This window comes from Gluconacetobacter brunescens, assembly GCF_048695475.1.
Taxonomy (GTDB): Bacteria; Pseudomonadota; Alphaproteobacteria; order Acetobacterales; family Acetobacteraceae; genus Gluconacetobacter.
On record NZ_JBLHEN010000002.1, the window covers coordinates 189,191 to 214,753 of the forward strand.

The 25,563-nt window shown below is 66.5% G+C and carries 21 protein-coding genes; 7 read left to right on the top strand and 14 right to left on the bottom strand.

What is annotated here, in order from left to right:
- The first annotated feature begins 16 nt into the window (after window positions 1-16).
- The 3 genes from ACMAUO_RS13220 (at window position 17) to ACMAUO_RS13230 (ending at window position 5,392) form a co-directional block, all read left to right on the top strand.
- Complete coding sequence (locus ACMAUO_RS13220) at window positions 17-2,830, top strand: phosphoenolpyruvate carboxylase (protein WP_420357450.1); 2,814 nt, start codon at window positions 17-19, stop codon at window positions 2,828-2,830.
- 131 nt (window positions 2,831-2,961) lie between these two features.
- A complete protein-coding gene (locus ACMAUO_RS13225; RefSeq protein ID WP_420357451.1) occupies window positions 2,962-3,735 on the top strand; it encodes an MBL fold metallo-hydrolase in 774 nt (257 codons plus the stop codon).
- 16 nt (window positions 3,736-3,751) lie between these two features.
- Window positions 3,752-5,392 carry a S10 family peptidase gene (locus tag ACMAUO_RS13230; protein ID WP_420357452.1) on the top strand — a complete coding sequence of 547 codons (1,641 nt, stop codon included), beginning with the start codon at window positions 3,752-3,754 and terminating at the stop codon, window positions 5,390-5,392.
- 111 nt (window positions 5,393-5,503) lie between these two features.
- Here the strand turns inward: ACMAUO_RS13230 and ACMAUO_RS13235 are convergent, their stop codons facing one another.
- The 7 genes from ACMAUO_RS13235 to adhP all read right to left on the bottom strand — a co-directional run bounded on the left by ACMAUO_RS13235 (window position 5,504) and on the right by adhP (window position 12,562).
- Complete coding sequence (locus tag ACMAUO_RS13235; RefSeq protein WP_420357453.1) at window positions 5,504-6,457, bottom strand: D-2-hydroxyacid dehydrogenase family protein; 954 nt, start codon at window positions 6,455-6,457, stop codon at window positions 5,504-5,506.
- Window positions 6,458-6,552: 95 nt separating this feature from the next.
- A complete protein-coding gene (locus tag ACMAUO_RS13240; RefSeq protein WP_420357454.1) occupies window positions 6,553-7,050 on the bottom strand; it encodes an HD domain-containing protein in 498 nt (165 codons plus the stop codon).
- Window positions 7,051-7,169: 119 nt separating this feature from the next.
- On the bottom strand, window positions 7,170-7,679 hold the full coding sequence (locus ACMAUO_RS13245) for a RidA family protein (protein ID WP_420357455.1): 510 nt from the start codon (window positions 7,677-7,679) through the stop codon (window positions 7,170-7,172).
- Between the two features lie 7 nt (window positions 7,680-7,686).
- A complete protein-coding gene (locus ACMAUO_RS13250; protein ID WP_420357456.1) occupies window positions 7,687-8,106 on the bottom strand; it encodes a c-type cytochrome in 420 nt (139 codons plus the stop codon).
- Window positions 8,106-9,707: a flavin monoamine oxidase family protein gene (locus ACMAUO_RS13255; protein WP_420357457.1), complete on the bottom strand. Its 1,602-nt coding sequence runs from the start codon at window positions 9,705-9,707 to the stop codon at window positions 8,106-8,108. The genes ACMAUO_RS13250 and ACMAUO_RS13255 overlap by 1 nt, the downstream gene beginning before the upstream one ends.
- Before the next feature lie 295 nt (window positions 9,708-10,002).
- A complete protein-coding gene (locus ACMAUO_RS13260) occupies window positions 10,003-11,427 on the bottom strand; it encodes a M20 family metallopeptidase (RefSeq protein ID WP_420357458.1) in 1,425 nt (474 codons plus the stop codon).
- A 106-nt stretch (window positions 11,428-11,533) separates the two neighbouring features.
- Window positions 11,534-12,562: an alcohol dehydrogenase AdhP gene (gene adhP / locus ACMAUO_RS13265; RefSeq protein WP_420357459.1), complete on the bottom strand. Its 1,029-nt coding sequence runs from the start codon at window positions 12,560-12,562 to the stop codon at window positions 11,534-11,536.
- Window positions 12,563-12,867: 305 nt separating this feature from the next.
- Here adhP and ACMAUO_RS13270 point away from each other — a divergent pair, with 305 nt between their 5' ends.
- The 3 genes from ACMAUO_RS13270 (at window position 12,868) to ACMAUO_RS13280 (ending at window position 16,405) form a co-directional block, all read left to right on the top strand.
- On the top strand, window positions 12,868-14,538 hold the full coding sequence (locus ACMAUO_RS13270) for a phospholipase C (RefSeq protein WP_420357460.1): 1,671 nt from the start codon (window positions 12,868-12,870) through the stop codon (window positions 14,536-14,538).
- Between the two features lie 112 nt (window positions 14,539-14,650).
- Window positions 14,651-15,967 (top strand): cytochrome-c peroxidase, encoded by a 1,317-nt coding sequence (locus ACMAUO_RS13275; protein ID WP_420357461.1) that lies wholly within the window; start codon window positions 14,651-14,653, stop codon window positions 15,965-15,967.
- Window positions 15,968-16,051: 84 nt separating this feature from the next.
- Window positions 16,052-16,405: a RidA family protein gene (locus ACMAUO_RS13280; RefSeq protein ID WP_114727253.1), complete on the top strand. Its 354-nt coding sequence runs from the start codon at window positions 16,052-16,054 to the stop codon at window positions 16,403-16,405.
- A 118-nt stretch (window positions 16,406-16,523) separates the two neighbouring features.
- Here ACMAUO_RS13280 and ACMAUO_RS13285 read toward each other — a convergent pair whose 3' ends face one another.
- From ACMAUO_RS13285 to ACMAUO_RS13315, 7 genes are all read right to left on the bottom strand, one after another.
- Window positions 16,524-17,618: a branched-chain amino acid aminotransferase gene (locus ACMAUO_RS13285; protein ID WP_420357462.1), complete on the bottom strand. Its 1,095-nt coding sequence runs from the start codon at window positions 17,616-17,618 to the stop codon at window positions 16,524-16,526.
- Window positions 17,619-17,762: 144 nt separating this feature from the next.
- Window positions 17,763-18,578, bottom strand: coding sequence for a class A beta-lactamase (gene bla, locus ACMAUO_RS13290; protein WP_420358266.1), 816 nt, complete (start codon window positions 18,576-18,578; stop codon window positions 17,763-17,765).
- 74 nt (window positions 18,579-18,652) lie between these two features.
- Window positions 18,653-19,495 (bottom strand): NADPH-dependent oxidoreductase, encoded by an 843-nt coding sequence (locus tag ACMAUO_RS13295; RefSeq protein ID WP_420357463.1) that lies wholly within the window; start codon window positions 19,493-19,495, stop codon window positions 18,653-18,655.
- Window positions 19,488-20,933 (bottom strand): NAD-dependent succinate-semialdehyde dehydrogenase, encoded by a 1,446-nt coding sequence (locus ACMAUO_RS13300; RefSeq protein ID WP_420357464.1) that lies wholly within the window; start codon window positions 20,931-20,933, stop codon window positions 19,488-19,490. The genes ACMAUO_RS13295 and ACMAUO_RS13300 overlap by 8 nt, the downstream gene beginning before the upstream one ends.
- 104 nt (window positions 20,934-21,037) lie before the next feature.
- Window positions 21,038-22,108 (bottom strand): phosphotransferase, encoded by a 1,071-nt coding sequence (locus tag ACMAUO_RS13305; RefSeq protein ID WP_420357465.1) that lies wholly within the window; start codon window positions 22,106-22,108, stop codon window positions 21,038-21,040.
- Window positions 22,109-22,362: 254 nt separating this feature from the next.
- On the bottom strand, window positions 22,363-23,103 hold the full coding sequence (locus ACMAUO_RS13310) for an SDR family NAD(P)-dependent oxidoreductase (protein ID WP_420357466.1): 741 nt from the start codon (window positions 23,101-23,103) through the stop codon (window positions 22,363-22,365).
- Between the two features lie 97 nt (window positions 23,104-23,200).
- Window positions 23,201-24,211, bottom strand: a complete 1,011-nt coding sequence (locus ACMAUO_RS13315; protein ID WP_420357467.1) for an MYG1 family protein — start codon at window positions 24,209-24,211, stop codon at window positions 23,201-23,203.
- Window positions 24,212-24,542: 331 nt separating this feature from the next.
- On the opposite strand from ACMAUO_RS13315, the gene ACMAUO_RS13320 reads away from it, so the two are divergent.
- A complete protein-coding gene (locus ACMAUO_RS13320; protein WP_420357468.1) occupies window positions 24,543-25,544 on the top strand; it encodes a GAF domain-containing protein in 1,002 nt (333 codons plus the stop codon).
- Window positions 25,545-25,563: the final 19 nt, after the last annotated feature.

Here is a 25,563-nt window from a genome sequence, read left to right on the forward strand (position 1 = left end):
AAAAGACAGGCCAGCAATGACCGACACCTCCATCAGCGACGCGGCGGAAATGCTGCTCGACCTCGCACGGCAATCGGTCACTGCGGCCGAGGACCTGTCCGCGGGCAATCCCATCATCACGCTGGCGCGCCGAATCGGCCGGCGGCTGACCGCCGGCACGCTCACGACCGACATGCTCGACGGCGTGGTGCGCCAGTTGCGCGACGACGCCTTCCGCGCCCGGGCCGCCCGGCTGGGCAGCTATGTCGACGGCACCGACGATTCGCAGATCGCGGCCCGCCTGCGCGAAGTCGCGCGAGCGGTCGCCACCGCACCGGGGCCGGAGGGCACGCCGCCCACCTTCGGCGCCTTCCGCAAGACCGTGGAACGCTGCCGCTTCGCGGCCGTCTTCACCGCCCACCCGACCTTCGCCCTGGCCAATCCGGTCTACGCGCTCCTGGCGACGATGGCGTCGGCCGACCCCGCCGCCCCGCCCCCCCTGCCGGAGCTGGAAACCCACCGCCGCGCCGCCCCGCCGACCCTGGAGGAGGAATTTTCCCTCGCCTCGGCCGCGATCCTGCGCGGACGCGACGCGGTGGACCGGCTGACCGGCGCCCTGCTGGCCGAGGCCCGCGCCCGCTGGCCGCATGAATGGTCGGTCCTCAGCCCCCGTCCGGTGATCCTGACCAGTTGGGTCGGCTACGACACCGACGGACGCACCGATATCGGCTGGTGGGACACCATCCGCCTGCGCCTGCGGATGAAGAGGCTGCAACTGGAGCGGCTACAGGCGCAGATCGTACCATTGCTCCCTCTGACCGATGCCCTGCATGCACGGGTCGGCACCGCGCTGGAGGCCGTCACCGCCCAGATCGAATCCTGCCCGGTCGGCACCTCCGTGCAGGCCGAAGCCGTCGCCGCCTTCGCCGCCGTGCTGATCGAGCGCGGCGACGAGGCGATCCCGGCCGCCAGCCTGCTGGCCGCGCCGTTCCAGGAGGCCATCGACGCCGCCCCGCCCGACGACCGGATGGCGCTTTCCGTCGCCCGCGCCGGGCTGCTGGCCCACGGCATGGGCGCCGCCCACACCCATGTGCGGCTGAATTCGACCCAGATCCACAATGTCGCCCGCCAGCGGCTGGGGATCGAGGACAATCCGGACAATCCATCGCAGCGCCGCGCCCTGCTCACGCATATCAACGACGCGCTGGAACAGGCCCAGCCGGTCGAGATCGATTTCGGCTCGCTGCTGGTCGAGCAGGCAACCGCCGGCCGCCTGATGATGACGGTGCGCCAGATCATCCGCCACATCGACAATGAAAGCCCGGTCCGCTTCCTGATCGCCGAGACCGAAAGCGGCTATACGCTGCTGGCCGCCCTCTGGCTGGCCCGCACCTTCGGCATCGCCGACAAGGTCGAGATCTCGCCGCTGTTCGAGACGCAGGAAGCGCTGGAAAACGGCGCCCATATCGTCGAGGAAGCCCTGCGCTCGCCCCATTGGCGCGACTATCTGCGCAGTACCGGCCGCATGAGCCTGCAATTCGGCTATTCGGATTCCGGCCGCTATGTCGGCCAGCTCGCCGCCACCTACCTGATCGAGCGCCTGCGGCTGAAAATCTGCGACCTGCTGCGGCGGTGGAACCTCACGGATGTCGAGGTCATCCTGTTCGACACCCATGGCGAGAGCATCGGTCGCGGCGCCCACCCGTTCCGCCTGGCCGACCGGCTCGACTACCTGTCGCCGCCACAGGCACGGGCCACCTTCGCCGATGCCGGCGTGCATATCCGCGAGGAAACCGCGTTCCAGGGCGGTGACGGCTACCTGCTGTTCGGCACCGGCGCACTGGCCGACGCCACCATCAGCATCATCGCCGAACATGCCTTCGCCCACCCGCCCCGCGACCGCGACCCGGTCTATGACGAGCCCGATTTCTCCGCCGATTTCTTCTCGACCATCGGCGCGGGCATGGCGACCCTGGTCGAAGACCCGGGCTATGCCGCCCTGCTGGGCGCCTTCGGCCCGTCCCTGATCGACAAGACAGGCTCGCGCCCCTCGGCCCGCCAGAGCGATGCCGGCGCCGCCACCACGCGCATCAGCCATCCCAGCCAGTTGCGCGCCATCCCCAACAACGCGATCCTCCAGCAGCTCGGCTGGTGCGCGAACACCATCCAGGGGCTCGGCACCGCCTCCGCCCGCCATCCCGAAACCTTCGAGGAATTTCTCGACCGCAGCCCGCGCTTCCGCCGGGCGCTGGATTTCGCGGCCCATGCCCTGGCCCACTCGGATGACATGGTGCTGCGCGCCGTCATCTACATGCTGGACCCGGATATGTGGCTGAACCGTGCAACGGCCGAAACCGACCCGGCCCGGCGCGACGCCTACCTCGCCCTGATGCAGGGGCTGGAGCGGCTGAATTTCTGGGCCAGCACCCAAGCCATGTTCCGCCGCATCCAGTCCGACCACCTGGCCCTGCGCCGCGCCTGGGCACAGGCCCCCACCATGGGCACCGAGGAAAAGCTGCTGCACGCGATCCGCATCGCCATGATCGAGCAGATCTGGCTGCTGTCGACACGCATCCCCTATTTCTCACCGCGCAACGCCTTCTCGCGCGACGCGCTGACGACGCGCGTGCTGTGCCTGGAAATCCCCTCCGCCCTGCGCGAGCTGGACCATGTCTTCCCCTCGGTCACCCGCAGCGGGCTGGAACTGGACTACCACGAGCCCCACGGCCCCCGCTCCGAAGGCGCCTATGTCCGCGAACATGCCGAAATCTTCCCGCCCATGCTGCGCCTGTTCAACCTGCTGCGCGAAACCAGCGTCGCGGTGATGCACCATGTCGGAGCCTTCGGCTGAGCACGCAGATCGAATCCCGCCCACGCCCCTCCTGGCAGGTCCGCGAACCGCCGCCGCCCACCGGCCGTCCCCTGCCGGCGGCGGCGCATCTGCCGGGGCTGCGGCGTGTCGTCGCCCCCAATCCCGGCCCCATGACCGGGCACGGCACCAATAGCTGGCTGGTCGATCATCCCGGCGGCACGGCCGTCATCGACCCCGGCTCGGATCATCCCGCCCATCTCGAAGCGATCCTCGCGGCGGCCGGCGGCCGGATCACGCATATCCTGCTGACCCACACGCACCGCGACCACCTGACGGGCGCCCGCCCGCTGGGCCGGATGACAGGCGCGCCGGTCTGCGGCTTCCGCCACAGCGCGGTTCCCTCCTTCACGCCGGACATCCCGCTCGATGACGGATCGGTGGTGGCCGGGCTGACCGCCCTGCACACGCCGGGCCATGCGACCGACCATCTCTGCTTCCTGACGGCGGAGGGCATCGTCTTCACCGGCGATCACATCATGGGCTGGTCGACGACGATGGTGCCGCCCGCGCCGGACGGCTCAGTGCGCCAGTTCCTCGATGGGCTGGAACGGATCAACGCCCTGGCCCCGCCCCTGCTGCTGCCGGCCCACGGACCGCCGATCCCCACACCCGAAACCTGCATCCGCGCCCTGATCACGCATCGCCTCTCGCGCGAGGACACGATCCTGACCGCCCTGCGGCAGGGCCCTGCAACGCTCGAGGAGATGATGCGGCGTGTCTATCGCGCCATACCAGCCTCCCTGCGCCGGGCGGCGGAACTGAATCTGCTGGCGCACCTGGAAAAATTGCGTGATGACGGTTGCGCAATACACGATCACGATGGCTGGCGCGCCCATGCCGCCCCCGGAGACGCCCCGCCTCCGCAGGCTCCGGCGCCCCCCTGACGAACCGGAGGAACCGTTGACCACACGCCTGTCCCTGCTGCTGTCCGCATCGCTCATCTGCCTCGGCCTGTCGCCGGCCCGCGCCGCCATCGACCATTCCGACACCGCCCATCCCGATCCCGCCCATGCCGCCCACCCGGCCCAGCCCATCGAACGGACCAGCAGCGGCACGATCACGATCGACGGCAAACCCGTCGCCTACCAGGCGGTCGCCGGCACATTGGTGGTCCATCCCCATGGCTGGGACGATTCCGAAGAGACGGTCCAGCACCAGACGCCGGGCAGCGACGCCCATGCCATCGACGGCAATCCGGACGCGACAGCGTCGATGTTCTATGTCGCCTATTTCCGCAAGGACAGCCGGGCGGAATCCCGCCCCATCACCTTCATCTATAATGGCGGACCGGGCTCGTCCTCGGTGTGGCTGCATATGGGCGCCTTCGGCCCGCGCCGGGTGGTGACGAACGACGACACCCACACCCCCGCCAGCCCCTACCGGCTGATCGACAACCCGCAGAGCCTGCTGGACGTCACCGACCTGGTCTTCATCGACGCGCCGGGCACCGGCTTCGGCCGCATCAACGGCAAGGACAAGGAAAAGCTGTTCTGGGGCGTGGACGCCGACGGTCAGGCCTTCACCAGCTTCGTCACCCAGTTCCTGGCGAAATATGGCCGCTACAACTCGCCGAAATACCTGTTCGGCGAAAGCTACGGCACCATGCGCTCGGCTGTCCTGGTCAATGACCTGCAAAATCAGGAAAACATCGATTTCAACGGCGTGATCCTGCTGTCGCAGATCCTCAGCTACGACAACAGCGTGGACGAACCGGCACTGAATCCCGGCATGGACGAGCCGTTCGTGCTGGCCCTGCCGACCTACGCCGCCACCGCCTGGTATCACCACAAGCTGCCGCAGCAGCCCGAAGACCTGAAGGCTTTCCTCGCCGAGGTCGAGCATTTCGCCAGTTCCGACTATCTGGCGGCGTTACAGCAGGGTGCTGCCCTGCCCGATGCCGACCGGGCACGGATCGTCGAGCGTCTGCATGCCTATACCGGCCTGCCCGCCGACTATATCCGCCGCGCCGACCTGCGCATCGACGGCGGCGAGTTCTCCAAGACCCTGCAATCGGATGACGGCATGACGACCGGCCGCCTCGACACCCGCTTCTCCGGCCCGGCCCTGGACCCGCTGAGCGAGGAAGCCGGATACGACCCGCAATCGACCGCCATCAGCTCGGCCTATGTGTCACTGTTCAACGACTACGTGCGCAAGACGCTGAATTACGGTGACGGCCTGACCTACCGTCCGGAAATCGACATCCAGCACTGGAACTTCCACCACGCCGCTGGCGGTGGTGCGGAATCGGACGGCCCGGCCAACGTGATGCCCGACCTCGCCGAGGCGATGAAGACCAACCCGACGCTGAAAATCATGCTCAATGCCGGCTATTTCGACCTGGCGACCCCCTATTACGAAGGGGTCTACGAAATGCGCCACCTGCCGATCCCGGCTGCCTTGCAGAAGAATATCGAATTCCGCCAGTACCAGTCCGGCCACATGGTCTACGCCAATATCCCGGCCCTGACCCAGTTGCATGACAATATCGCCGACTTCATCCGCCGCACCGACAACCAGCCGGCAACAGCAACGCCATAAGATCCATGGACGGGCGAATGGTCACGCATTGCGGCCACTCCCCGTCTACCCCGGAGGCTGCCCGGACTTCCACCGGTCGCCGATCCCGATTGTCATGAGCTGGTGTGGCCGTCACAATGTCCTGATGGCACATCCGTCGAGCCACGCATGGATATCCTGCACCGCCTCACTGAAATATGTGCGGTAATTGTCGCGGGTAACATAACCGAGATGCGGTGTCGCCAGCACATTGGGCAATGTACGATAGGGATGCTGCGGCGGTAGCGGCTCATGTTCGAATACATCCAAGCCCGCACCGCCAATACGGCCGCTCGCCAACACCTCTATCAGGGCCGTCTCGTCCACAATGGCGGCGCGGGCCGTATTGATCAGAAGCGCGTCATGTTTCATGAGCGCCAGATCACTTGCTCCGACAAGATGGCGCGTTGTGGCACCAAGCACGAGGTGAATGCTGACAATATCACTCTCGGCCAGAAGCTGCTCCTTGGAAGCAACAAATTCCACACCGGCCGATGCTGCACGTTCTGGCGTAAAATGGGGGCTCCATCCACCGACCTGCATACCGAAAGCCTGCGCAACACGCGCAACCGCGCTACCAATCCGGCCGACTCCCAATAATCCCAACCGATGCCCAGCAAGATCCTTGCCGATACTCTGCTGCCATGGGCCACCCTGCCTCATGGCGTGGCTTTCAGGGACAATATGTCGCGCCAGTCCGAGGATAAGCGACCAGGTCATCTCCACCGGAGGCGTCTGGCTGCTGGCCGTACCACATACCGTCACGCCACAGGCACGCGCGGCCTCCAGATCGATCGACGCATTGCGCATGCCGCTGGTCACGAGCAGGCGCAGGCCAGGCAGGGCGGCAAACAGCCGCGCCTGAAAAGGCGTTCTCTCACGCATGGCGATCACGATGTCAGCCGAGGCCAACTCTGCAATCAGCGCCGCCTCGTCATCAATATGTGCCGTGAGCACCTGCACATCGACCCGACCGCGCAACGACGCCCAATCGGCGCTTTGCAACGCGACATTCTGATAATCGTCGAGAATAATGCATTTCATCATGAGAGCCGTCCCAGCTTCAGCACGCTTGCGCCGCCTTCATTATCGGCGTCAAGCAGCATGCTACATGCCGGCAAACCGGCTTTGCAGACCGCCTCTCAGTCCATGACCATCGCGGCCATCATGTACAATCCAGCATCACCCTTGCCGAGCCTGCGCAGGATCTCGCGTTGTTCCTGTAGAAAGAGGCTGCGCCGCCGGGTTTCATAGCGCAGGATCTGCGCCGTATTGTCGATCAGGCTGGCAATACAGATGGTCTGCGCTTCGGCCGAAGCCCGGGCCAGTTGTTCGTGGTCCACCGGCCCCGGCAGATCATCGGCCAGGCAATGTGCCGACATCGTCACCATGTCCACCAGCGACGCCACGTCCGGCCCGAAGATCGAGACGAGTTCCGCCAGCGTTACCGGCGTCCCCTCAAGAACATCATGCAACCAGGCCGCCGCCACGACTTCCGGGCGCGCCCCCGTCCCGGCAACCAGTTCGGCCACCCGCATGGGATGCGTGATAAACGGCTCGTCAGTATAACGGAGGCGCTGGCCGCTCGCAGCATGGATCGATGCCGCAAAAACCGCCGCGCGCCGTACCAGATCCGTCACCCGCCGGCCCTCCCCTCCGCATATGCTCCGTGCTTAATGCCCGGATATGTCCATGGGTTCCCATGCAGGCCGATCAGCGGTGTCCGCCGGGAGGGACAAACCCCCTCCCGGAGCCAGCATCAGTGGGTGCGCACCGCGACCACTTCGATTTCCACCAGCCAGCCGGGATTGGCCAGATGGGCGACTTCGAACGCCGAGCGGGTCGGCAGCTTCGGCTGGGCCGGCGTGCCATAGAACTCGGTGTAGGCCTTCATCATCCCCGGGAAATCGATCTTGCCCAGCTTCGGATCGGCGACCAGGTAGATGTGCATATTGACGACATCGCCCATGGTCAGCTTCAGCTTGGCCAGTTCGCCCTGGATGCGGGTCAGCGCACCACGCACCTGGGTTTCCGTGTCGCCATAAGCGGCCAGCGTCTTCGGATCGGCGGCCTTGTCGACCGGCGGTGCACCCATGCCGCTCAGATAGATGGTCGTGGCGCCCGGCGGCACTTCGATCGCGGTGGAAATCGGGAAGTGGCTGCCCGGCTCGCTATGCCGCACCACGTCAGCCGCTCCAGCGGCGGAAATCGTCCCACCCGCCAGAACCGACGCCAGCGCGGCGATGCGGACTGTCTTGAAAATCGTCATATCCCTGTCAATCCTCTTCAGAGCTGATGGTCGGATGCTGGGCCGCGACATCCGACGGCTTCACCATATCGGTATAATGATTGCCGAAATGGGTGCGGATATAATTCACCACGTCCGCCACCTGCTGGTCGTTCAGCATGCCGGAAAACCACGGCATGCCGCCAAAGCCGTTCAGCACGACGTAGACAGGATAATCCGCGCTCGCCAGCTTGGCATTCCCCGCCAGTGCCGGGAAGCGGGCACCGGCCCCTTCGGCGCCCTTGGCGTCGGGCATGTGGCAGCTCTGGCAGACATGCTTGTACACGTCGGCCCCGGTCTTCAGCGGCTGCATCTTGCCCACGACGGCGCTGGCACTGTCGGCCCGTGCCTGCGGGGCGAGAAACGCGCCGGCCGCCAGGCCGGCCAGAAGCAGAAATACGGACCGCATCAGGCAGCTCCCTGCGCGTGTTTGTGCAGACGGGTAATGGCATCCAGCGACGACAGGATAGCGCCCTCCTGCCAGCAGCCGACATACGACGCATGCTCGCCGGCCAGCACGATCCGGTTATCGATCTCGCACAGCGCCTTGTAATGGGTCTTGCGCGCCTGCTCCGACCACATGGAACAGCAGCCGAGGGTCCACGGCATGCGGCTCCACGCCATCGACACGCCGGTGCGAAATTCCTTGCGGTAGTTGGCGTGAATGGCCATGCCCTGCGCCAGACCGTGCTCGATCCGCTCGGCCGGGGTCATGCCGGCGAAATCATAGGCCGCCGGCCCGAACATATAGCCACCCAGCAGAACCGCCGGCCCGTCCGAGAAATAGCCATGGCTGGGGTAGGAGATCTGGCTGATCGGCTGGTCGGTGAAGCTGATGCCGCCATAGATCTGGTCGTCCTGCTCCCAGAACCGGCGCTTGAATTCCAGCCCGAGCTTGACCGACGAGGCATAGGGCACCGCCGCGATCGCCGCCTTCATCGGGCCGCTGACCTGCACATCCAGCTGCGAGAGAACGGGCAGCGGGATGGTGCAGACGCAGTAATCCGCCTCCGCCTGCCGTACCGCGCCGCCATGCGCCATGTCGTTATAGGTCACCGTCACATGACGGTCGTCCTGATGGATCGCCGTCACCTTGCAGTTCAGCGTGATCAGGTCATGCACCTGGCGGTTGAAGCCCTTGCCGATCTGGTCCATGCCGCCGACCGGCTGGAACATCGTCGTCTGCATGTCCAGCCGCTCATGGAACGCCATCCACTGCCACAGCCCCGACCGCATGACATCGTCCCGCGCGAACAGGTCGGAGGGCACGGGCGCGCCATCCAGCCCACCGCCCTGCGGCTTGGCGAAGCCACGGCGCAGCGAGCTGACCGCCCCCTTGCGATAGGCGCCATCGGCCGTCAGCCCGCCCCAGCCGCGCATCGCCGAGACGACATGCGCGCGCTCGTCGGCCGAGACCACGTCATCCAGCTTGTGCTGGTTGATCGCCTTGGCCAGCAGCTCCGCCGTAAAGCCCGTGAAATCCGCCGCGAAATCGCGGTAGCGCACGGGCTTGCCGTTGAACACGTCGCTGGAATGCAGCCAAGAATTGTGATTCAGCTCGACAAACGGCTCCAGCTCGACACCGAAGGTCTTGCAGTAATGCAGCAGGCCCTGGTGATGATACGGAATCCGCCACGGGCCGGGATTGATGTAGTTGCCCGACGCGAACTGCACCTTCTGCACGGCCCCGCCCAGCTCGGTCAGCGTGTCCCCGCCGCGCAGCGAGATGTTGCGGCCGCCGGCACGGTCCTGGAATTCCAGGATCTGGACCTGATAGCCGGCCTTGCGCAGTTCATACGCCGCCAGCATTCCCGCCAGGCCGGCGCCCAGCACCAGCACCTTCGTGCCGGGCTTGGCGCCGCTCAGCGCGGGCGCCCCCTGGAAATCCGTTCCCGCGGCGTGGCCCAGGCTCGTCATGGCCTGATACAGGGCGGCACTGCCCCCCAGGATGCCGATTCGTGTCAGCATCTGGCGGCGCGTGGCCACCGGACGCCGAAAAGCGTTTGTCATCAAGTTTCCCCAGCAGACAGGACAGAAAACCTTACCATTTAAGAACGTTCCTCGGGCGGCGCAGCCGTCCGAGGGCGGAAACACCATGCCTGTTATAGGGGCCTGCCCCGTATGGGCAATGACATGATCCCCCTATCGTAACGGTTTTTTTAAGCGTTCTCCCACCCATGCGGCGAAAAGACGTTTGTTTCCCGGACCTTTCCGGCATCAAAAAAATTTTCTGCAGTGATCCGTGATTTAAATACAACTTGGAAACAAAAAAAATCGTTACAATATGTCCATCAAACCAAACAGGTCAGGAAGGCTGCCCCATAATCGGGGGCATGAGATCAGGCGGCATCGGGCTGACATACGGGCGCTCGGCCAGCCGCGCGGCATGGTCCCGCCGCGCCCGCGCCAGCAGTTCCGGGTCCGACAGCACATCCACCGCCGTCGCCGCCATCACCTTGGCAACATGAACCATGCCCTTGTGGGCGACCGACGATTTGCCCTGCGCCGTCATCTGCCACGAATGCAGCGCGGTGCCGATGGCGCAGGTCGCACCCAGCGCCTGGACGGTCGGCACCGTCCAGCTCACATCCCCCACATCGGTCGAGCCCAGCAGAATCGGCCCGACCGGCGACGGATAGGGCAGCACGACATCGCACAACGGCATGTCGGTCGCCGGCGGCAGCCCCACCTGGCGAAACGCCGCCACGATATCCTCCGGGGTGAAGGTCTCCTGCATCTCCCGGGCGAAAGCCCGATCCGCCGCATCGAAGGGCGGCGGCCCCAGCCGTTCCAGATTCGCCTGCATCGCCGCCTCCAGCGGCGGATTCGGCAGCAGGTTGGCCATCCCGCTGACGACCGCGCATTCCACCCGGGTTTCGGTCATCAGCGCGGCCCCATCGGCCACCTTGCGCACGCGCCCGGCCAGGGCCAGCATGTCGTCCAGATCCGCCGCGCGAACGGTATAGCGAATGACCACCCGCGACTGGACCACGTTGGGCGCCGCACCCCCCGCATCCTGATAGGCATAATGGATGCGCGAACTCGGTAGCATATGCTCGCGCAGATAGTTCACCCCGACATTCATCAGTTCCGCCGCATCCAGCGCCGAACGGCCCAGATGGGGCGCCGCCGCCGCATGGGCCGACCGGCCGGTGAAGGTGAAGTCCATGCGCATGTTGGCCAGCGCCGCCGGTGGAAAGACCGTGGCGAAGGCAAAGGGATGCCACGAAATCGCGACATCAACGTCATCGAACACGCCCGCGCGCACCATGAAGCCCTTGCCCGCGCCGCCTTCCTCGGCCGGGCAGCCATAATAGCGCACCCGCCCCGGCATCCCGGTCTCGGCCAGCCAGTCCTTCAGTGCCACCGCCGCCAGCAGCGATGCCGACCCCAGCAGGTTATGCCCGCAGGCATGGCCGTTTCCATCACCCGGCAGCGGCTGATGCACCATCGCGCCGGCCTCCTGGCTCAGGCCCGGCAGCGCGTCATATTCGCCCAGGAAGGCGATCACCGGCCCGCCATCCCCGGCTTCGCCCATGATCGCGGTCGGCAGGCCCGCCACATCGCGGGTCACGCGAAAACCCGCCTGCTCCAGCGCCGCCTCATGCAGCGCGACCGAGCGGAATTCGCCGAAATTCAGCTCCGGCACCGCCCACACCGCGTCGCTCAGCGCGACCAGTGGCGCCTTGCGGGCCTCGACGCATTCCCAGATCCGCGCACTGTTCCGCATCGCCCGTTCCCAACCCATCCATCCATGACGCAGGACTCATAACCCAGAACGATACCGCCCCACCATGATCCCGTAGGGCACCACGATCCGCCCCACGGCACGCCGGTCAGTCCCGCAGATCGAGCACCTTGCGTCCATGCACGTTGCCCGTCTCCAGGTCGGCGAAGATCTGGTTGATGTTCTCCAGCCGGTCGGGCTCGATGACCGTCTTGACCTTGCCGTCGGCGAAGAAGGACAGCGCCTCGATCATGTCCAGCCGCGTGCCGACGATCGACCCCCTCACCGTCGTCCCGGTCATCACCATGTCGAAGATGGAAATCGGGAATTCCCCCGGCGGCAGGCCGTTCAGCACGATCGTCCCGCCACGCCGGGCAAAGCCCATCGCCTGCGCGAAGGCAGTGCGCGAGACCGCCGTCACCAGCGCGCCATGCGCCCCACCCACCTGCGACTGGATATACGGCGCGGGATCAACCGAACGCGCATTCACCGTCAGCGCCGCCCCCAGCACCTTGGCGGTCTGCAACTTCTCGTCGTCGATATCGATCGCAATCACGTTCAGCCCCATGGCCACGCCGTACTGCACCGCCATCTGGCCCAGCCCGCCCACGCCCGAGATGGCGACCCACTGGCCCGGACGGGTATCGGTCATCTTCAGGCCCTTGTAGACCGTCAACCCCGCGCATAGCACGGGCGCAACCTGCATCGGGTCGATGTTCTTCGGCAGATGCGCCACGTAATTGGGGTCGGCCACCACATATTCGGCAAAACACCCGTTGACGGTATAGCCCGTATCGTCCTGCGTCGGGCACAGCGTCTCCCAGCCGCCCAGGCAATGTTCGCAATGGCCGCAGGCCGAATACAGCCACGGCACGCCCACCACGTCGCCCTTCCTCACCCATTTGACGGCGCTTCCCACCGCCACCACATGCCCCACGCCCTCATGCCCCGGCACGAAAGGCGGCTTCGGTTTCACCGGCCAGTCCCCACGGGCGGCATGCAGGTCGGTGTGGCACACGCCGCACGCATCCAGCCGTACCAGGATCTGATCGGCACGGATCGTCGGAATATCCAGTTCCTCGATCGTCAACGGCTTGCCGAATTCACGGACGACGGCGGCCTTCATCTTTCCGGTCATGCTCGTTCCTCGCAATGCATGGGGGGTGGCGCACCGAGGGCGCTATGAACGGCATGCTAGCCTGTTCGCGGCCGGCGGAACCTGATCTACGTCAAGCCCCGACGCCGCCTGCATCATCAAGAATTCACACTCTTCCGCTCCCGTTCCATTCTGGCCAAGGCCGGGACGACGCCCTATAGAACGAAGGCCGACCGCCGGGGCCGCCGCCGGAACGGCGATGGCCCGGAGATGACCGTCCCGCACGATCGGTTCGCCCCGGGCCGCAGAACCGAAGCAGAACCGAAACAGCAGGATACGCGCTCGGCATGACCTCTTCCCGCCCCGTTCGTCTCGCCAGCGCCCTCGTGGCCCTGCTGGCCACCACGTCCCCCCTGGTCACGTCCGCACTGGCCGCCCCTGCCCCGAACACCCAGGCGGCAACGCCCGCCACGGCAACGCCGATCAAGCATCTCATTGTCGTCTATGACGAAAACGTCTCGTTCGACCATTATTTCGCCACCTACCCGCAGGCCGCCAACCCGCCCGGCGAACCCGCCTTCACGGCGCGGCCCGACACACCATCGGTCAATACGCTGGTCACGGCCGGGCTGCTGACCAGCAACCCCAATGCCGGTCCCGCCAACGGCGCCGACGCCAGCCTGCCGTTCCGCCTCGACCGCACCCAGGCCGCCACCGCCGACCAGAACCATGCCTATACGGCCGAGCAGATGGCCTACCATGGCGGCAAGGCCGACCTGTTCCCCCTCCATACCGGGCGCGGCACGCCCGGCGGCGTGGGCGCCTTCGGCACGCGCGGCCAGGTGATGGGCTATTTCGATGGCAACACCGTCACCGCCCTCTGGCAGTACGCCCAGCATTTCGCCATGAGCGACGCCACCTACACCGACACCTACGGCCCCTCCACCCCCGGCGCGCTGGAAGTCGTCTCGGGCCAGACCGGCGGCATGCAGGTCGTCAAGACAACGCAGAAACCGGCCACCAAACATGCCGCGACGCCCTATATCGCCGATGGGCAGGGCGGCTGGACCATGATCAACGACATCGACCCGGCCTATGACGTCTGCTCGGTTCCCGGCAATCAGGTCACCATGCGCGGCCGCAATGTCGGCGACCTGCTGAACCAGGCCGGCATCACCTGGGGCGGCTTCATGGGCGGGTTCGCGCTGGACACACGCAACCCCAACGGCACGACCGGCTGCGCCCGTTCCACCCCCTCCCCCGTGGTCGGCGAGACGATCACCGACTACATCCCCCATCACAACTGGTTCCAGTACTATCCCAGCACCGCCAACCCCACCCACGCCCGCCCCGGCTCGGTCGCCGCGATCGGCCACACCTTCGCGGCAGACGGCGTCACGCGCGATCCGGCCAATCACGAATATGACCTGCGCGACTTCGCCGCCACCCTGCGGGCCGGCAACCTGCCGGCCGTCTCGTTCCTCAAGCTCCCGGGCTATCAGGACGGCCACGCCGGCTATTCCGACCCGCTGGACGAACAGCAGGGCCTGGTCGAAATCCTGAACATGGTGCAGCAGCGTCCGGAATGGCGCGACACCGCCATCATCATCGCCTGGGACGATTCCGATGGCTGGTACGACCACGCCTTCGTCCCCCCCACCCGTTCCTCCAGCGACCCCGAGGCCGACCAGTTGGACGGCCCGGGCCGCTGCGGCGGCAGCGCCCCCCGCCCGCTGGGCGTCGATGGCCGCCCCGTCAACGGCCGCTGCGGCCCCGGCACCCGTATCCCCTTCCTGGTCGTCTCCCCCTGGGCAAAGACCAACCATGTCAGCCACGTCCTCCTGACCCAGAGTTCGGTCGCCCGCTTCATCGAAGACAATTGGCTGCACGGCACCCGCCTGGGCGGCGGCTCCTTCGACGCCGACGCCGCCGATCTGCGCGACCTGTTCGATTTCACCCAGCCACCCCGGATGGGCCGCCTGCTGCTGAACCCCAAGACCGGCGAACCGACCCGTTAAAATATTTAGGCCATGCAGGGCTCTGCCCTGCACCCGGAAGGGGACAGTCGTCCCCTTCACCCCTCGGGGTTATGGGACATCGCCAATTTCGAGAAATATCTCGACATATTCAATGATTTCTAAAATATTCGCATTCCTGGTGCTGCTGGCTACACCGACTCTCGCCGCCGGAGCGCCTCCGGCCGCCTGCCTGCCGACGTCCAACGGCGGCAACCCCTGCCCGATCACGCTGCATCGCCCGCCCGCCGCCCCACTCTCGGCAATGGCGCAAGTGGGGCGCAGCCTGTTTCACGATCCCGCTTTGTCCGGATCGGGCCGGCAATCCTGCGCCTCCTGCCATGACCCAGCGCATCATTACGCCCCGTCCGGCTCGGCCGCCGTCGCCCAGGGCGGCACCAATCTGACGCGGGACGGGCTCCGCGCGGTCCCGACCCTCACCTATCTGCAAACCCGCCCCAATTTCAGCATCGGCCCCGACGATGCCGAAACCGAAACCGCCACCACCCCGTCCGCCACGCCCATCGGCCCCCACGGCGCCAAGACGGCACAGAACAACGCCGATTCCGCCGCCAACCTGGTTCCCCAAGGCGGCCTGTTCTGGGACGGCCGCGCCGATACCCTGCAACAGCAGATCAACGGCCCCCTCTTCAACCCCGACGAGATGGCCTCCAGCCGCGCCATCGTCCTGGCCCGCCTGAAGCACGGCCCCTACGCCCCGATGCTCCGCCGCCTCGGCGGCCCCGCCGTCGCCAGTTCGGACGATCTGCTGCTGTCCGAAGCCCTGTTCGCCATCGCGCGCTACCAGATCGAAGACCCGACCTTCCACCCCTACGCCAGCCCTTACGACGACTGGCTGGAAGGCCGGCTCCGCATGACGCCGACCCAGCGCCGGGGCTACCTGCTGTTCAACGACCCGGCGAAAGGCAATTGTGCCGCCTGCCACCCCGACCGCCCCAAACCTGACGGCACGCCCCCCCTGCTGACCGACCATCAGTTCGAAGCCCTGGGCGTCCCGCGCAACCGCGTGCTGTCAGCCAACCGCAACCCCGCCTTTCACGATCTGGGACTATGCGGCCCGGTCCGTACCGACATGGCGTCCCGTGCCGATATGTGCGGCCTGTTCGTCACACCTACCCTGCGTAACACTGCCACCCGCCACGCCTTCTTCCACAACGGCGTCTATCGCACGCTCGACGACGTGCTGGATTTCTACGTCCTGCGCGACGTCGCCCCCGACCGGATCTACCCCACGGACGCCAATGGCCAGGTCCTGCGATACGACGACCTGCCGCCCGCCTATCAGGCCAATCTCGACATCACGGACGCCCCCTTCGACCGCCACCCGGGCGATGCGCCAGCACTCACCCCGCGCGAACGACAGGACATCATCGCCTTCCTGCGCATGCTGACCGACCGACCAACCCACTGATCCGTTCGACCCGGCGCCCATCTGTCACGGGCGCGTGTGTTATTCTATCGTTCACCCCTCGCCCCACGAACAGAGAGACCGGCCATGAGTCCGATTACCCGCCTGCAACCCGAGACCCGCCTGTGCGGTGCGACGATCCATAACGGGCTGGTCTATCTGGCCGGCCAAGTCACCGACGACCCGTCGCTGGATATCGAAGGACAGATGGCCGACATCCTGCGTCAGGTCGACGCCCTGCTGGCCGAAGCGGGCACCGACAAGAGCCGCCTGCTGTCAGTGCAACTCTTCCTGGCCAACATGGATGATCTGGAAGCCATGAACCGCGCCTGGGACCAATGGCTGGACCACGGCAACAAACCGGCCCGCGCCACCGTCGAGGCCCGGCTGGCCGACCCGGCCTGGCGCGTTGAATTGACCGGCATCGCGGCATTGCCCTGAACTGCGCGAGCACCAAGGGGCGCTGCCCCTTGACCCCGGCAAGGCCGGCGGCCTTTGCAAACCATTTCGTTTATTCAGTAAATTGAAAAGGCGGGGCTGAGGGCCCCGCCTTGGCGCGTCAGTCGACGCGCTGGACCCAGCCATAGGGGTCCGGGCGCTGGCCGCGCTGGATGCCGATCAGCGCATCGCGCAGCCCTTCGGTCACCGGATCGGCCCCGTTGCCCGCACCGATCACGATCTCGCCCCGATGCCCGCGGAAACGGCCGATCGACGTCACCACCGCCGCCGTGCCGCAGGCGAAGGCTTCCTTCAGACGCCCGCTGGCCGCGTCCTCATAGCACTGGTCGATGCTGTAGCGTTCCTCGCGCACCGTCAGCCCCTTGTCGCGCGCCAGCGTCAGCAGCGCATCGCGGGTGATACCGGGCAGGATCGTGCCCCCCAGCGGCGGCGTGACCAGCGTGCCGTCATCCATCACGAAGAAGATGTTCATGCCGCCCATTTCCTCGATCCACCGATGTTCGGCGGCATCCAGAAACAGCACCTGGTCGCACTTCTTGTCCTTCGCCTCGCGCTGGGCCAGCAGGCTGGCGGCATAATTGCCGCCGCACTTGGCCGCACCCGTGCCGCCGGGGGCAGCGCGGGTATAATCCTCCGACACCCACACCGACACGGCACCACCGCTGAAATACGCGCCCACGGGCGATGCGATGACAATGAACAGATATTCCGAAGACGGCTTCACACCCAGAAAAGCCTCGTTCGCGATCATGAAGGGCCGCAGATACAGGCTGGCGCTCTCCCCCGACGGAATCCAGTCGCGATCGACCTTCACCAGTTCGCGCACCGCCTCCAGGAACAGCGCCTCGGGCACCTCCGCCATGGCCATGCGCTCGGCCGACTGGCGAAAACGCCGGGCATTGGCATCCGGGCGGAACATCACCACGCCACCATCGGCAGCGCGATAGGCCTTCATGCCCTCGAAGATCTCCTGCGCGTAATGCAGCACGGCGGCAGCGGGATCGAGCGCGATCGGCGCCCGCGCCTCGATCGTCGGATTATGCCAGCCCAGCCCTTCCTTGTAGCGGACGACCGCCATGTGGTCGGTAAAGACGCGCCCGAACCCCGGATTGGCCAGCAATTCCGTACGCTGTGCGACCGATACCGGCGCGGGGTGCGGAATATGCGTGAAACGGAATTGATCGGCGCTATCCATGATCCTGCTCTCTCACGACGAAACGGCGCGTGCCGCATGCACGACGCAACAGGCACGCGCCCCACGGCACGTCCCGACCGGTCAGAGTCCCCAGATCACGCGGCGCGTCAAGCCCGCGCCGCCACGCATCAGGCCCGCAGCCCGTTACGACAGCATCGCCGCCACATGCCGCCCGATCCCCGCGAAGACCTCGGCAAACCGCGCATCGGTGGGCACACCGCCGCGCGTATAAACAACCATGACGATCGGCCCTCCCACGCCAGGCCACGCAATCGCAATATCGCCGGCAGCGTCCTTGCCGTTATTCCCGGTCTTGTCGCCCACCACCCAACCACCGGGCAGCCCCGCGCGCAGACGGTTCTTTCCGGTCTGGCAGTTGACCAGCCAGGTCTTCAGCGTTGCCCGCGATCCCGCCGAAAGCACATCGCCCAGCACAAGCTGCCGGGCGATCCCCGCCATCGCCGCCGGCGTCGTCGTATTCCGTACTCCGCCCAGAGGCGTGCGATTGAGAAAAGGCTCGACATCATCAAGCCGCGTCACATCATCGCCGATCGCCCGCCAGAACCGCGTCAATGCAGCGGGGCCACCGATCCGCGTCAGAAGCTTGTTGGCACAGACATTGTCGCTGAATTCGACGGCCCCCGCGCACATCTCGCGCAGCGACATCGCGCCCCGGCCCAGATTCTCTTTCGCGACGGGCGCATACATCTCCCCCATGTCCGCCGCCGTAAAGGCGATGACCTCGTCAAGATCCGCCTGCCCCCGGTCGGCGTGTGCCAGCACGCACGCGGCCAGCGATGCCTTGAACGTGCTGCACATCACAAACCGTTCGTTCTGCCGCCAGGCAAAACTCTTTCCGCTGGCAACATTCCGAGCAAAAACGCCGACACGCCCACCCGTCGCGCGCTCATACGCCGCAATCGCTCCCTCCGCCGGCGCCCGCGCGCACGCCGGAGACACGAGCAAGGCCGGAACAGATTGAAGCAAATCGCGGCGCCGCATGCGCATCATCCCCGTCGAAGCAAGAACCGCACCTATCGCAGCGCAAATCCCAGCGCGTCCAATGCCTCACGCAGCCGGTCACGGCCATTCAGCGATTGCGGGCCGGCCACACGCCGCACCATCGCATCCGACCACGCACGCGGCGCCAGCCCCTGCTCACGCTGAAAGGCTTCGTCGATACCGTCATACCGGCCGATCGCCGCGTCCTCGCCCGCGATATCGTAGCGTTCGCGATGCAGCACGACCGCCTGCGGCAGCCGCGGCTTGATCGCGGCGGGCCGCGCCGGATCCGGATGCCCCACGCACATGCCGAAGACGGCCATGCAGCGATCCGGCAATCCCAGTTCGCGCGCCACCTGTTCCGGATGATTGCGCAGGCCGCCGATATAAACGATCCCCAGTCCCTGCGCCTCGAAGAAAGCGGCAGCGTTCTGCGCCGCCAGCGCCGCATCGACGACCCCGACCAGGAAGGTCTCCAGATAATCCAGCCCCTCGGTGGCGTGCGACCGCTCCGCCCCCAGCCGCGCCAGCCGGGAGAGATCGACCAGCCACGCCAGAAACAGCGGCGCCTGACGGATATGCGCCTGCCCGCCGGCCAGTTCCGACAGCCGGGCACGCCGCCCGGCATCCTCGACCGCCACCACACTCCACACCTGAAGGTTCGAGGAGGTCGAGGCCGACTGGCCAGCCGCCACCGCCCCTTCCAGCACACCCTCGGGCACCGGGTCGGGCCGGTAGGCACGCACCGAGCGATGCGCCATCAGATGACGCAGCACCGCCTCGTCCGGCAGGCCCCCCGGTGCGCTGCCCTCGCGATAGCGCGCCGCCCACAGCGCCGCCAGACTGCCGGCGTCAAGGGCCGCAGTATCAGACATTGTAATCGCGGATCGTCACGAAGCGTGTGTCCAGGTAGGCATCCAGCGCCTCGCTGCCACCTTCCGAGCCGTAACCGGAATCGCCGATCCCGCCGAACGGCACCTCCGGCAGCGCCAGCCCCAGATGGTTCACCGTCAGCATCCCGGCCCGCACTTCGTCGCGCAGACGGGCGGCCGTGGGGGCCGCACCGGTAAAGGCATAGGCCGCCAGCCCGTATGGCAGGCGATTGGCCTCGGTCAGCGCCTCGTCCAGCGTATCGAACGGGTTCATCAGCGCCACCGGGCCGAACGGCTCCTCATTCATGATCCGCATGTCGGTATTCAGGTCGGTCAGCACCGTCGGCGCGAAGAAATAGCCCGCATTACCGATCCGCTGACCACCGGTCACAATCTTCGCCCCCTTGACCGTCGCATCGCCGATCAGGGCCTCCATCGCCTCCACACGCCGGACATTGGCCAGCGGGCCCATTTTCGTATCGGGCAGCAGCCCGTCACCCACGCGGATCTCCTTGGCCACCGCCGCGAACCGCTCCACGAACCGGCCAAAGACCGGCCGTTCCACGAGGAAACGGGTCGGCGAGACGCAGACCTGCCCGGCATTGCGGAATTTCGCCGCCGCCAGCGTCGCCGCCGCCTGGTCGATATCGGCATCGGCGCAGATGATGGCCGGCCCGTGCCCGCCCAGTTCCATCGTCGCCCGTTTCATGTGCGACCCGGCCAGCGCGGCCAGCATCTTGCCCACCACGGTCGAGCCGGTGAACGTCACCTTACGGATCGCCGGATGCGCGATCAGCGTCTCCGAGATTTCAGACGGCGTGCCGTAGACCAGCCCGATCACCCCCGCCGGCACCCCGGCATCGGCAAAGGCGCGGATCAGCGCGGCCGGCGAAGCCGGCGTTTCCTCGGCCGCCTTGACGATGATCGAACAACCGGTCGCCAGCGCCGCACCGACCTTGCGCACCACCTGGTTGACCGGGAAATTCCACGGCGAGAACGCCGCCACCGGCCCCACCGGGCTGCGGATCACCGCCTGGCTCACCCCAACAGCGCGCGACGGAATCAGCCGCCCATAGGCGCGGCGCCCCTCTTCGGCCAGCCAGTCGATCGTATCCGCCGCCCCCAGCAATTCCGTCCGCGCCTCGGCCAGCGGCTTGCCCTGTTCCTGGGTCAGGACCGTGGCAACTTCATCGACCCGCGCGCGCAGCAGCGTCGCCGCCTGACGCATGATCCGATAGCGCTCGAACACCGACATGCCGCTCCACACCGCGAAGCCCCGTTCGGCGGCCGCCACGGCGGCGGCCAGATCCGGCTGGCCGGCATGGGCCACCCGCCCGATAACCTGCTCGGTCGCGGGATTGACCACGTCGATGAACCGCCCATCCCGGGCCGCAATCCACTGACCGTCGATGAACAGCAAGGTATCCGGATAAGACGACATGGCAGAGAACCTCCAGCAATCGGGCGAACGGGGCGGGAGCTTGCCGCATCCACCCCTGTCGGTCAAAGAGACCCAGAGGCTGTTTCAAAAGCCCCACCCACTGCCTACCGGCCGGCCCACGCCTCACGGATCGCGGCCCGTCCCCGCCCCGGCGGCAAGGCCAGCGCCCAGTCCAGCGCCAGTCCGGCCTGCACGCTGTTGCGGCGAATATAATCGCGATTGTCGGGAAACAGCACGCTGCGCCATTCGGTCAGCAGCCCCCGCAGGACCAGCCGCGCCACGACCAGATCGAACAGCAGATCGACCTCAGCCGCGTCCGGCACCACCACGGTCGCAAACCCGGCCAGCATCGCCCCCACCCCGGCCAACGGGTCAGGACCCGCCCCCAACTGGTAGGACGCGGCAACCGCCAGATCATTGATGCGCGGAGCGAACACCGCATCGCCGAAATCGACGATTCCAGCCACCCGCCCGGCATCATCGGCCGCCACCAGCAGGTTAGACCCGTTCAGATCGTTATGGATCGGCTGCCGGGGCAACCCGTCGACCAGCGGGCGCACCGCATCGCGGAACCTGTCGAGAAACCCTGCCGTCGCCCGCCGGCGCTCCACCTGCGGCACATGCCGCAGCAAGCCCCCCAGGGCATCCACCCGCAACGAATCCCACAGGAGCACCCTCTCCCGCATCGGCGGCGCCATACCCTGCAACGCCCGCGCCATCAGCCCGACCGCCCGCCCCGTGCCATGGGCCAGACGCGCCGAACCGGCGCAAGCACCCATCGGCACGCCCTCCACCCATTCGACCATGCGCGCCATCAGACCTTCCGCGCCCGGTACCGTCAGAACGGCAATCGTCTCACCCGCAAGGGTCGGCACGATCCCCGCCAGCCCGATCTCCGCCACCTGTCCGGCAAGCCGATCCATGACCTCCGAGACGAACGCGGCATCCTCAGCCGTCTCGTCCGCATTCATGATTTTCAGCACCGTCCGCCGCCCATGCGCGTCGCGCAGCACGAAATTGGCGTCACGCTCCCCCGGCAAGGCGGCGGCGGACACCGCCATGCCATAGACACTCCGCGCGATCTCACACGCCTGACCCACGCTGATGGCGGGCCGGTCACAGCAGAACTGGGCAAAAGCCCCTTCCAGTCCCGCCGGCACCTCGAAAAAGCTCATGACGTTCGCCGAAGCCTTAACGGCCGCAAATATCGGAGCACAGAAAACGCGCGCCAGATCGCCATCGGCACGCATGCCCGGTCAAATCCCCAGAACCTGACCGGAAATGTGGGCTGGTGAGCGAGAGCGGCCCGCAGGGCCGCGCCCGTCGCGCGTTTCCGAGCACCGGAGCGGAGCGGCCTTGATGGCCGTGAGCACCGAAGCACAGGAAACGCGCGTCGGATCGCCACCAGCGCGCATTTACGGTCAGGTTCTCAGACATGCTGGCCGCCATTGATATGAATCTCAGCCCCATTGATATAGGATGACGCCGAGGAACACAGGAAATAGATCGTCTCGGCGACCTCACGCGGCGCCCCCAGCCGTTTCATCGGCACATCCGAGGCCACAAGCTGGTCGGTCCCCGGCGAAAGGATCGCGGTCGAGATCTCACCGGGCGCGATCGCATTCACCCGCACGTTCCGCTGCCCCAGTTCGTTCGCCATCTCCCGGGTCAGCGCCGCCAGACCGGCCTTGGACACCGCATAGGCCGCGCCCGCGAACGGATGCACCCGCGACCCGACGATCGAGGTCACATTGACGACCGAGCCGGAGGCGGCCTCCAGCTCCGGCGCCAGCGCCCGCACCAGCAGCGCGATCGAGACCAGGTTGACGTTCAGCACGCTGGTCCACACCGAAAGATCGCTCTCCAGCACGCCCAGCCGCGCACCGTCCGGCCCCTTGGGCGAAATGCCGGCGTTATTGACCAGCGCATGCAGGCGGCCATCCGGCAGGCGGGCCCGCACCTCGTCCGCCAGCCGCTCGATGCCCGGCAGATCGTTCAGGTCGGCGGTAATATGGCTCATGCGGGCGGCCGGCCAAGCGCAGGCCGGGTCAAAGGGCTGGCGCGACACGGTCAGGATGCGCCAGCCCCGCTCCTGGAACAGCTTGACCGTCGCATGACCGATCCCCCGGCTGGCGCCGGTCAGGAGCATGATCGGCTGATGATCCGCCACCTTCGTTCCCCCTACGCTAATCGCGGAACGATCATGGGCCGTCTCCGCCTCCCCCGACAAGGGCCACGGCAGGCGGATCGGCCGGGGAACGGCGAAATCAGGGCGCGCCGATCTCCAGTGCCCGGCGGGCCATGGCCACCGCGCCCGCCCGGCTGCGCGCACCGCAGATGAACCGTGCCGGATGCGCGAACGCCGCATCCCCGATCCCCGAGACTTCGGCCAGCGCCTGGCCTTCCAGCCCGCCCCACGCCTCCGGCAGCGAGACGCGCTGGCCGAATTCACCCCGTGCCGGCGGCACCGCCTTCACATTCCACTGGCCGCCACCGGCCGGCGAGACGACATAGACAACCGGCAGATCGCGCTCGAAAATCACCTTCTCGGCCGGCATGCCCGTCTCAAGCACCAGAATGCGCTTGTCCTCGGCCTGCTCATAGGCGCGCACTACACGCTCCACGGCCTTCAGACTGGCCCGCACGCGATCGACAACCCCGACCAGATACCGCGCCACGATCCCGGCCGCATCAGCAAAGCCCGCCATCTCGCGCTTTCCCGCTTCCTCGGCGCCATACAGTTCGGCGGTGTCCCAGGGCGCACCGCAGGTCGACACGATCTCCGCCAGCGACAGCCGTCCCATTTTCGCCACGCCGTTATCGTCCTGATCGATCGGCAGGATCAGCGCCTTGTCGACGGCCTGCCAGATGGCGGCGGCCATTGCGTCGTCCACGGGTTCGGCCAGCATGTTGCGGATCGCGGCCAGGCCGTAATCCTTCCACAGCAGTCCCGCCGCGCTATAGGGCGTGCCGTCCTCGCGCAGCGGCTTGTTCTTCATGTGATGGTCGTACCGCCCCGCCGCCGGATCGTACACACCGCCGACATCGAACACGATATCGGCGGCCTGGATCTGCCCGGGCACACGCGAGCGCGTAAAGGTCAGCCGGTCGTCCGGCCCATCACCCAGAATTCGCGCCCGCAGGTCACCCTGCGGGGCAAGCGCATAATGGAGAATGACATAACCCAGCGTCTCATCGGCATGAAAATTGCCCGAATGGGTCAGCGCCTGGACAGGCGTCGTCTCACAACCGAGACCGATGGGAGTGTGTTCCGTCATATTCCAAGGACCTGCCGACGTTCGGGGGAGTGTTTCAGGCCCCCTCATGCCGTACCCGCCAACGCGACACAACATGCCTTCGGCGCGTCGCAGACAACCCTTCTCTCGCAAATGCGATTGGCGGAATAACGGAACCAGTATGATTTTCCATCACCGGAGCGTGATACAACCGGCAGTATTCTTTACCGTTATTGAAATATTGTGGTGAATTCCCGCAATCGGGCTCCTTGCCGCGTTTTCGGTGTCGTCCAAGCCGCACCCGCGATTGTCACAGCATGCCGCACGGCTGTCCCCGCCTTGTAAAATGACGAACCATCTATCGAGACAAAACATGATGTCATCGGCCTCTCCAACGACGCATGCGTCAAAGATCCAGGCCTCGATCGCGGCCGACGACGCCGCGCGCTCAGGCGTTGTCGCGTCCTGGCGGCGCTGCATCGCCCGGCACGGCCTTGACCCCAACATGCAGTCCAGGCGCTCCATCCTGACGGAAAGCGAACTGCGCCAGTCCGAGGAACGGTCCGGCCCCCTGCTGGCCCATGTCATGCAACCCCTGTCGCATCTGTCGACCACCCTGGCGCCTTACTGCATGTGGGTAGGATACGCCGCCCCGGACGGTGTCATCCTGGCAATGCGGGCAAGGGACGGAGACACGGCACATGTGGCGCAATGGGGGCTGGCCCGGGGCGTCGACTGGAGCGAGGCCGTCGAAGGCACGAACGGAATCGGCACCTGCCTGGTCGAGGAAACCCCGCTGATCATCAATAGCGATGAGCATTTCTTTTCCCGCGACTCGGTGATGACCTGCGTCGTCGCACCGATATTCGACCATCAGGGCCGCATCGGCGGCGCCTTCAACGTCTCCTTGTACGGTCCCGACATGGCGCGGGAGATCAGGCGGATCGTGGCATCCCTGGTCGGCTTCGCGGCACGACAGGTCGAATCCGAGCATTTCCACGCCATGTTTCCCACATGTCGGATTATCTCGCTCGGCACGTCGGGCCGTTCGGGCAACGCACTTCTGGCGGTCGATTCCGACGATGTTGTCCACGCCGCCACCCGGGGGGCGCGGGCCATGCTGAAACTCTCGGATGCACACCTGCAGGCCGGGATTTGCGCCAACGACCTGCTGGAAGACCCGGAAGACGGGCTGCCATCAGCCGAGCGCGCAGCCATCCGGCGAGCACTCGTGCGCTCGGGCGGCAATGTCAGTGCGGCCGGACGCGCGCTTGGCCTGAGCCGCGCGACGATCAACAGAAAGCTGAAATTCCACGGCCTCAATGGCGGAAATCTGAGCAGCGAAGCCGACGCCGGCAAACGCCCGCCCGGCTGACACAGCACATCCCCGGCCG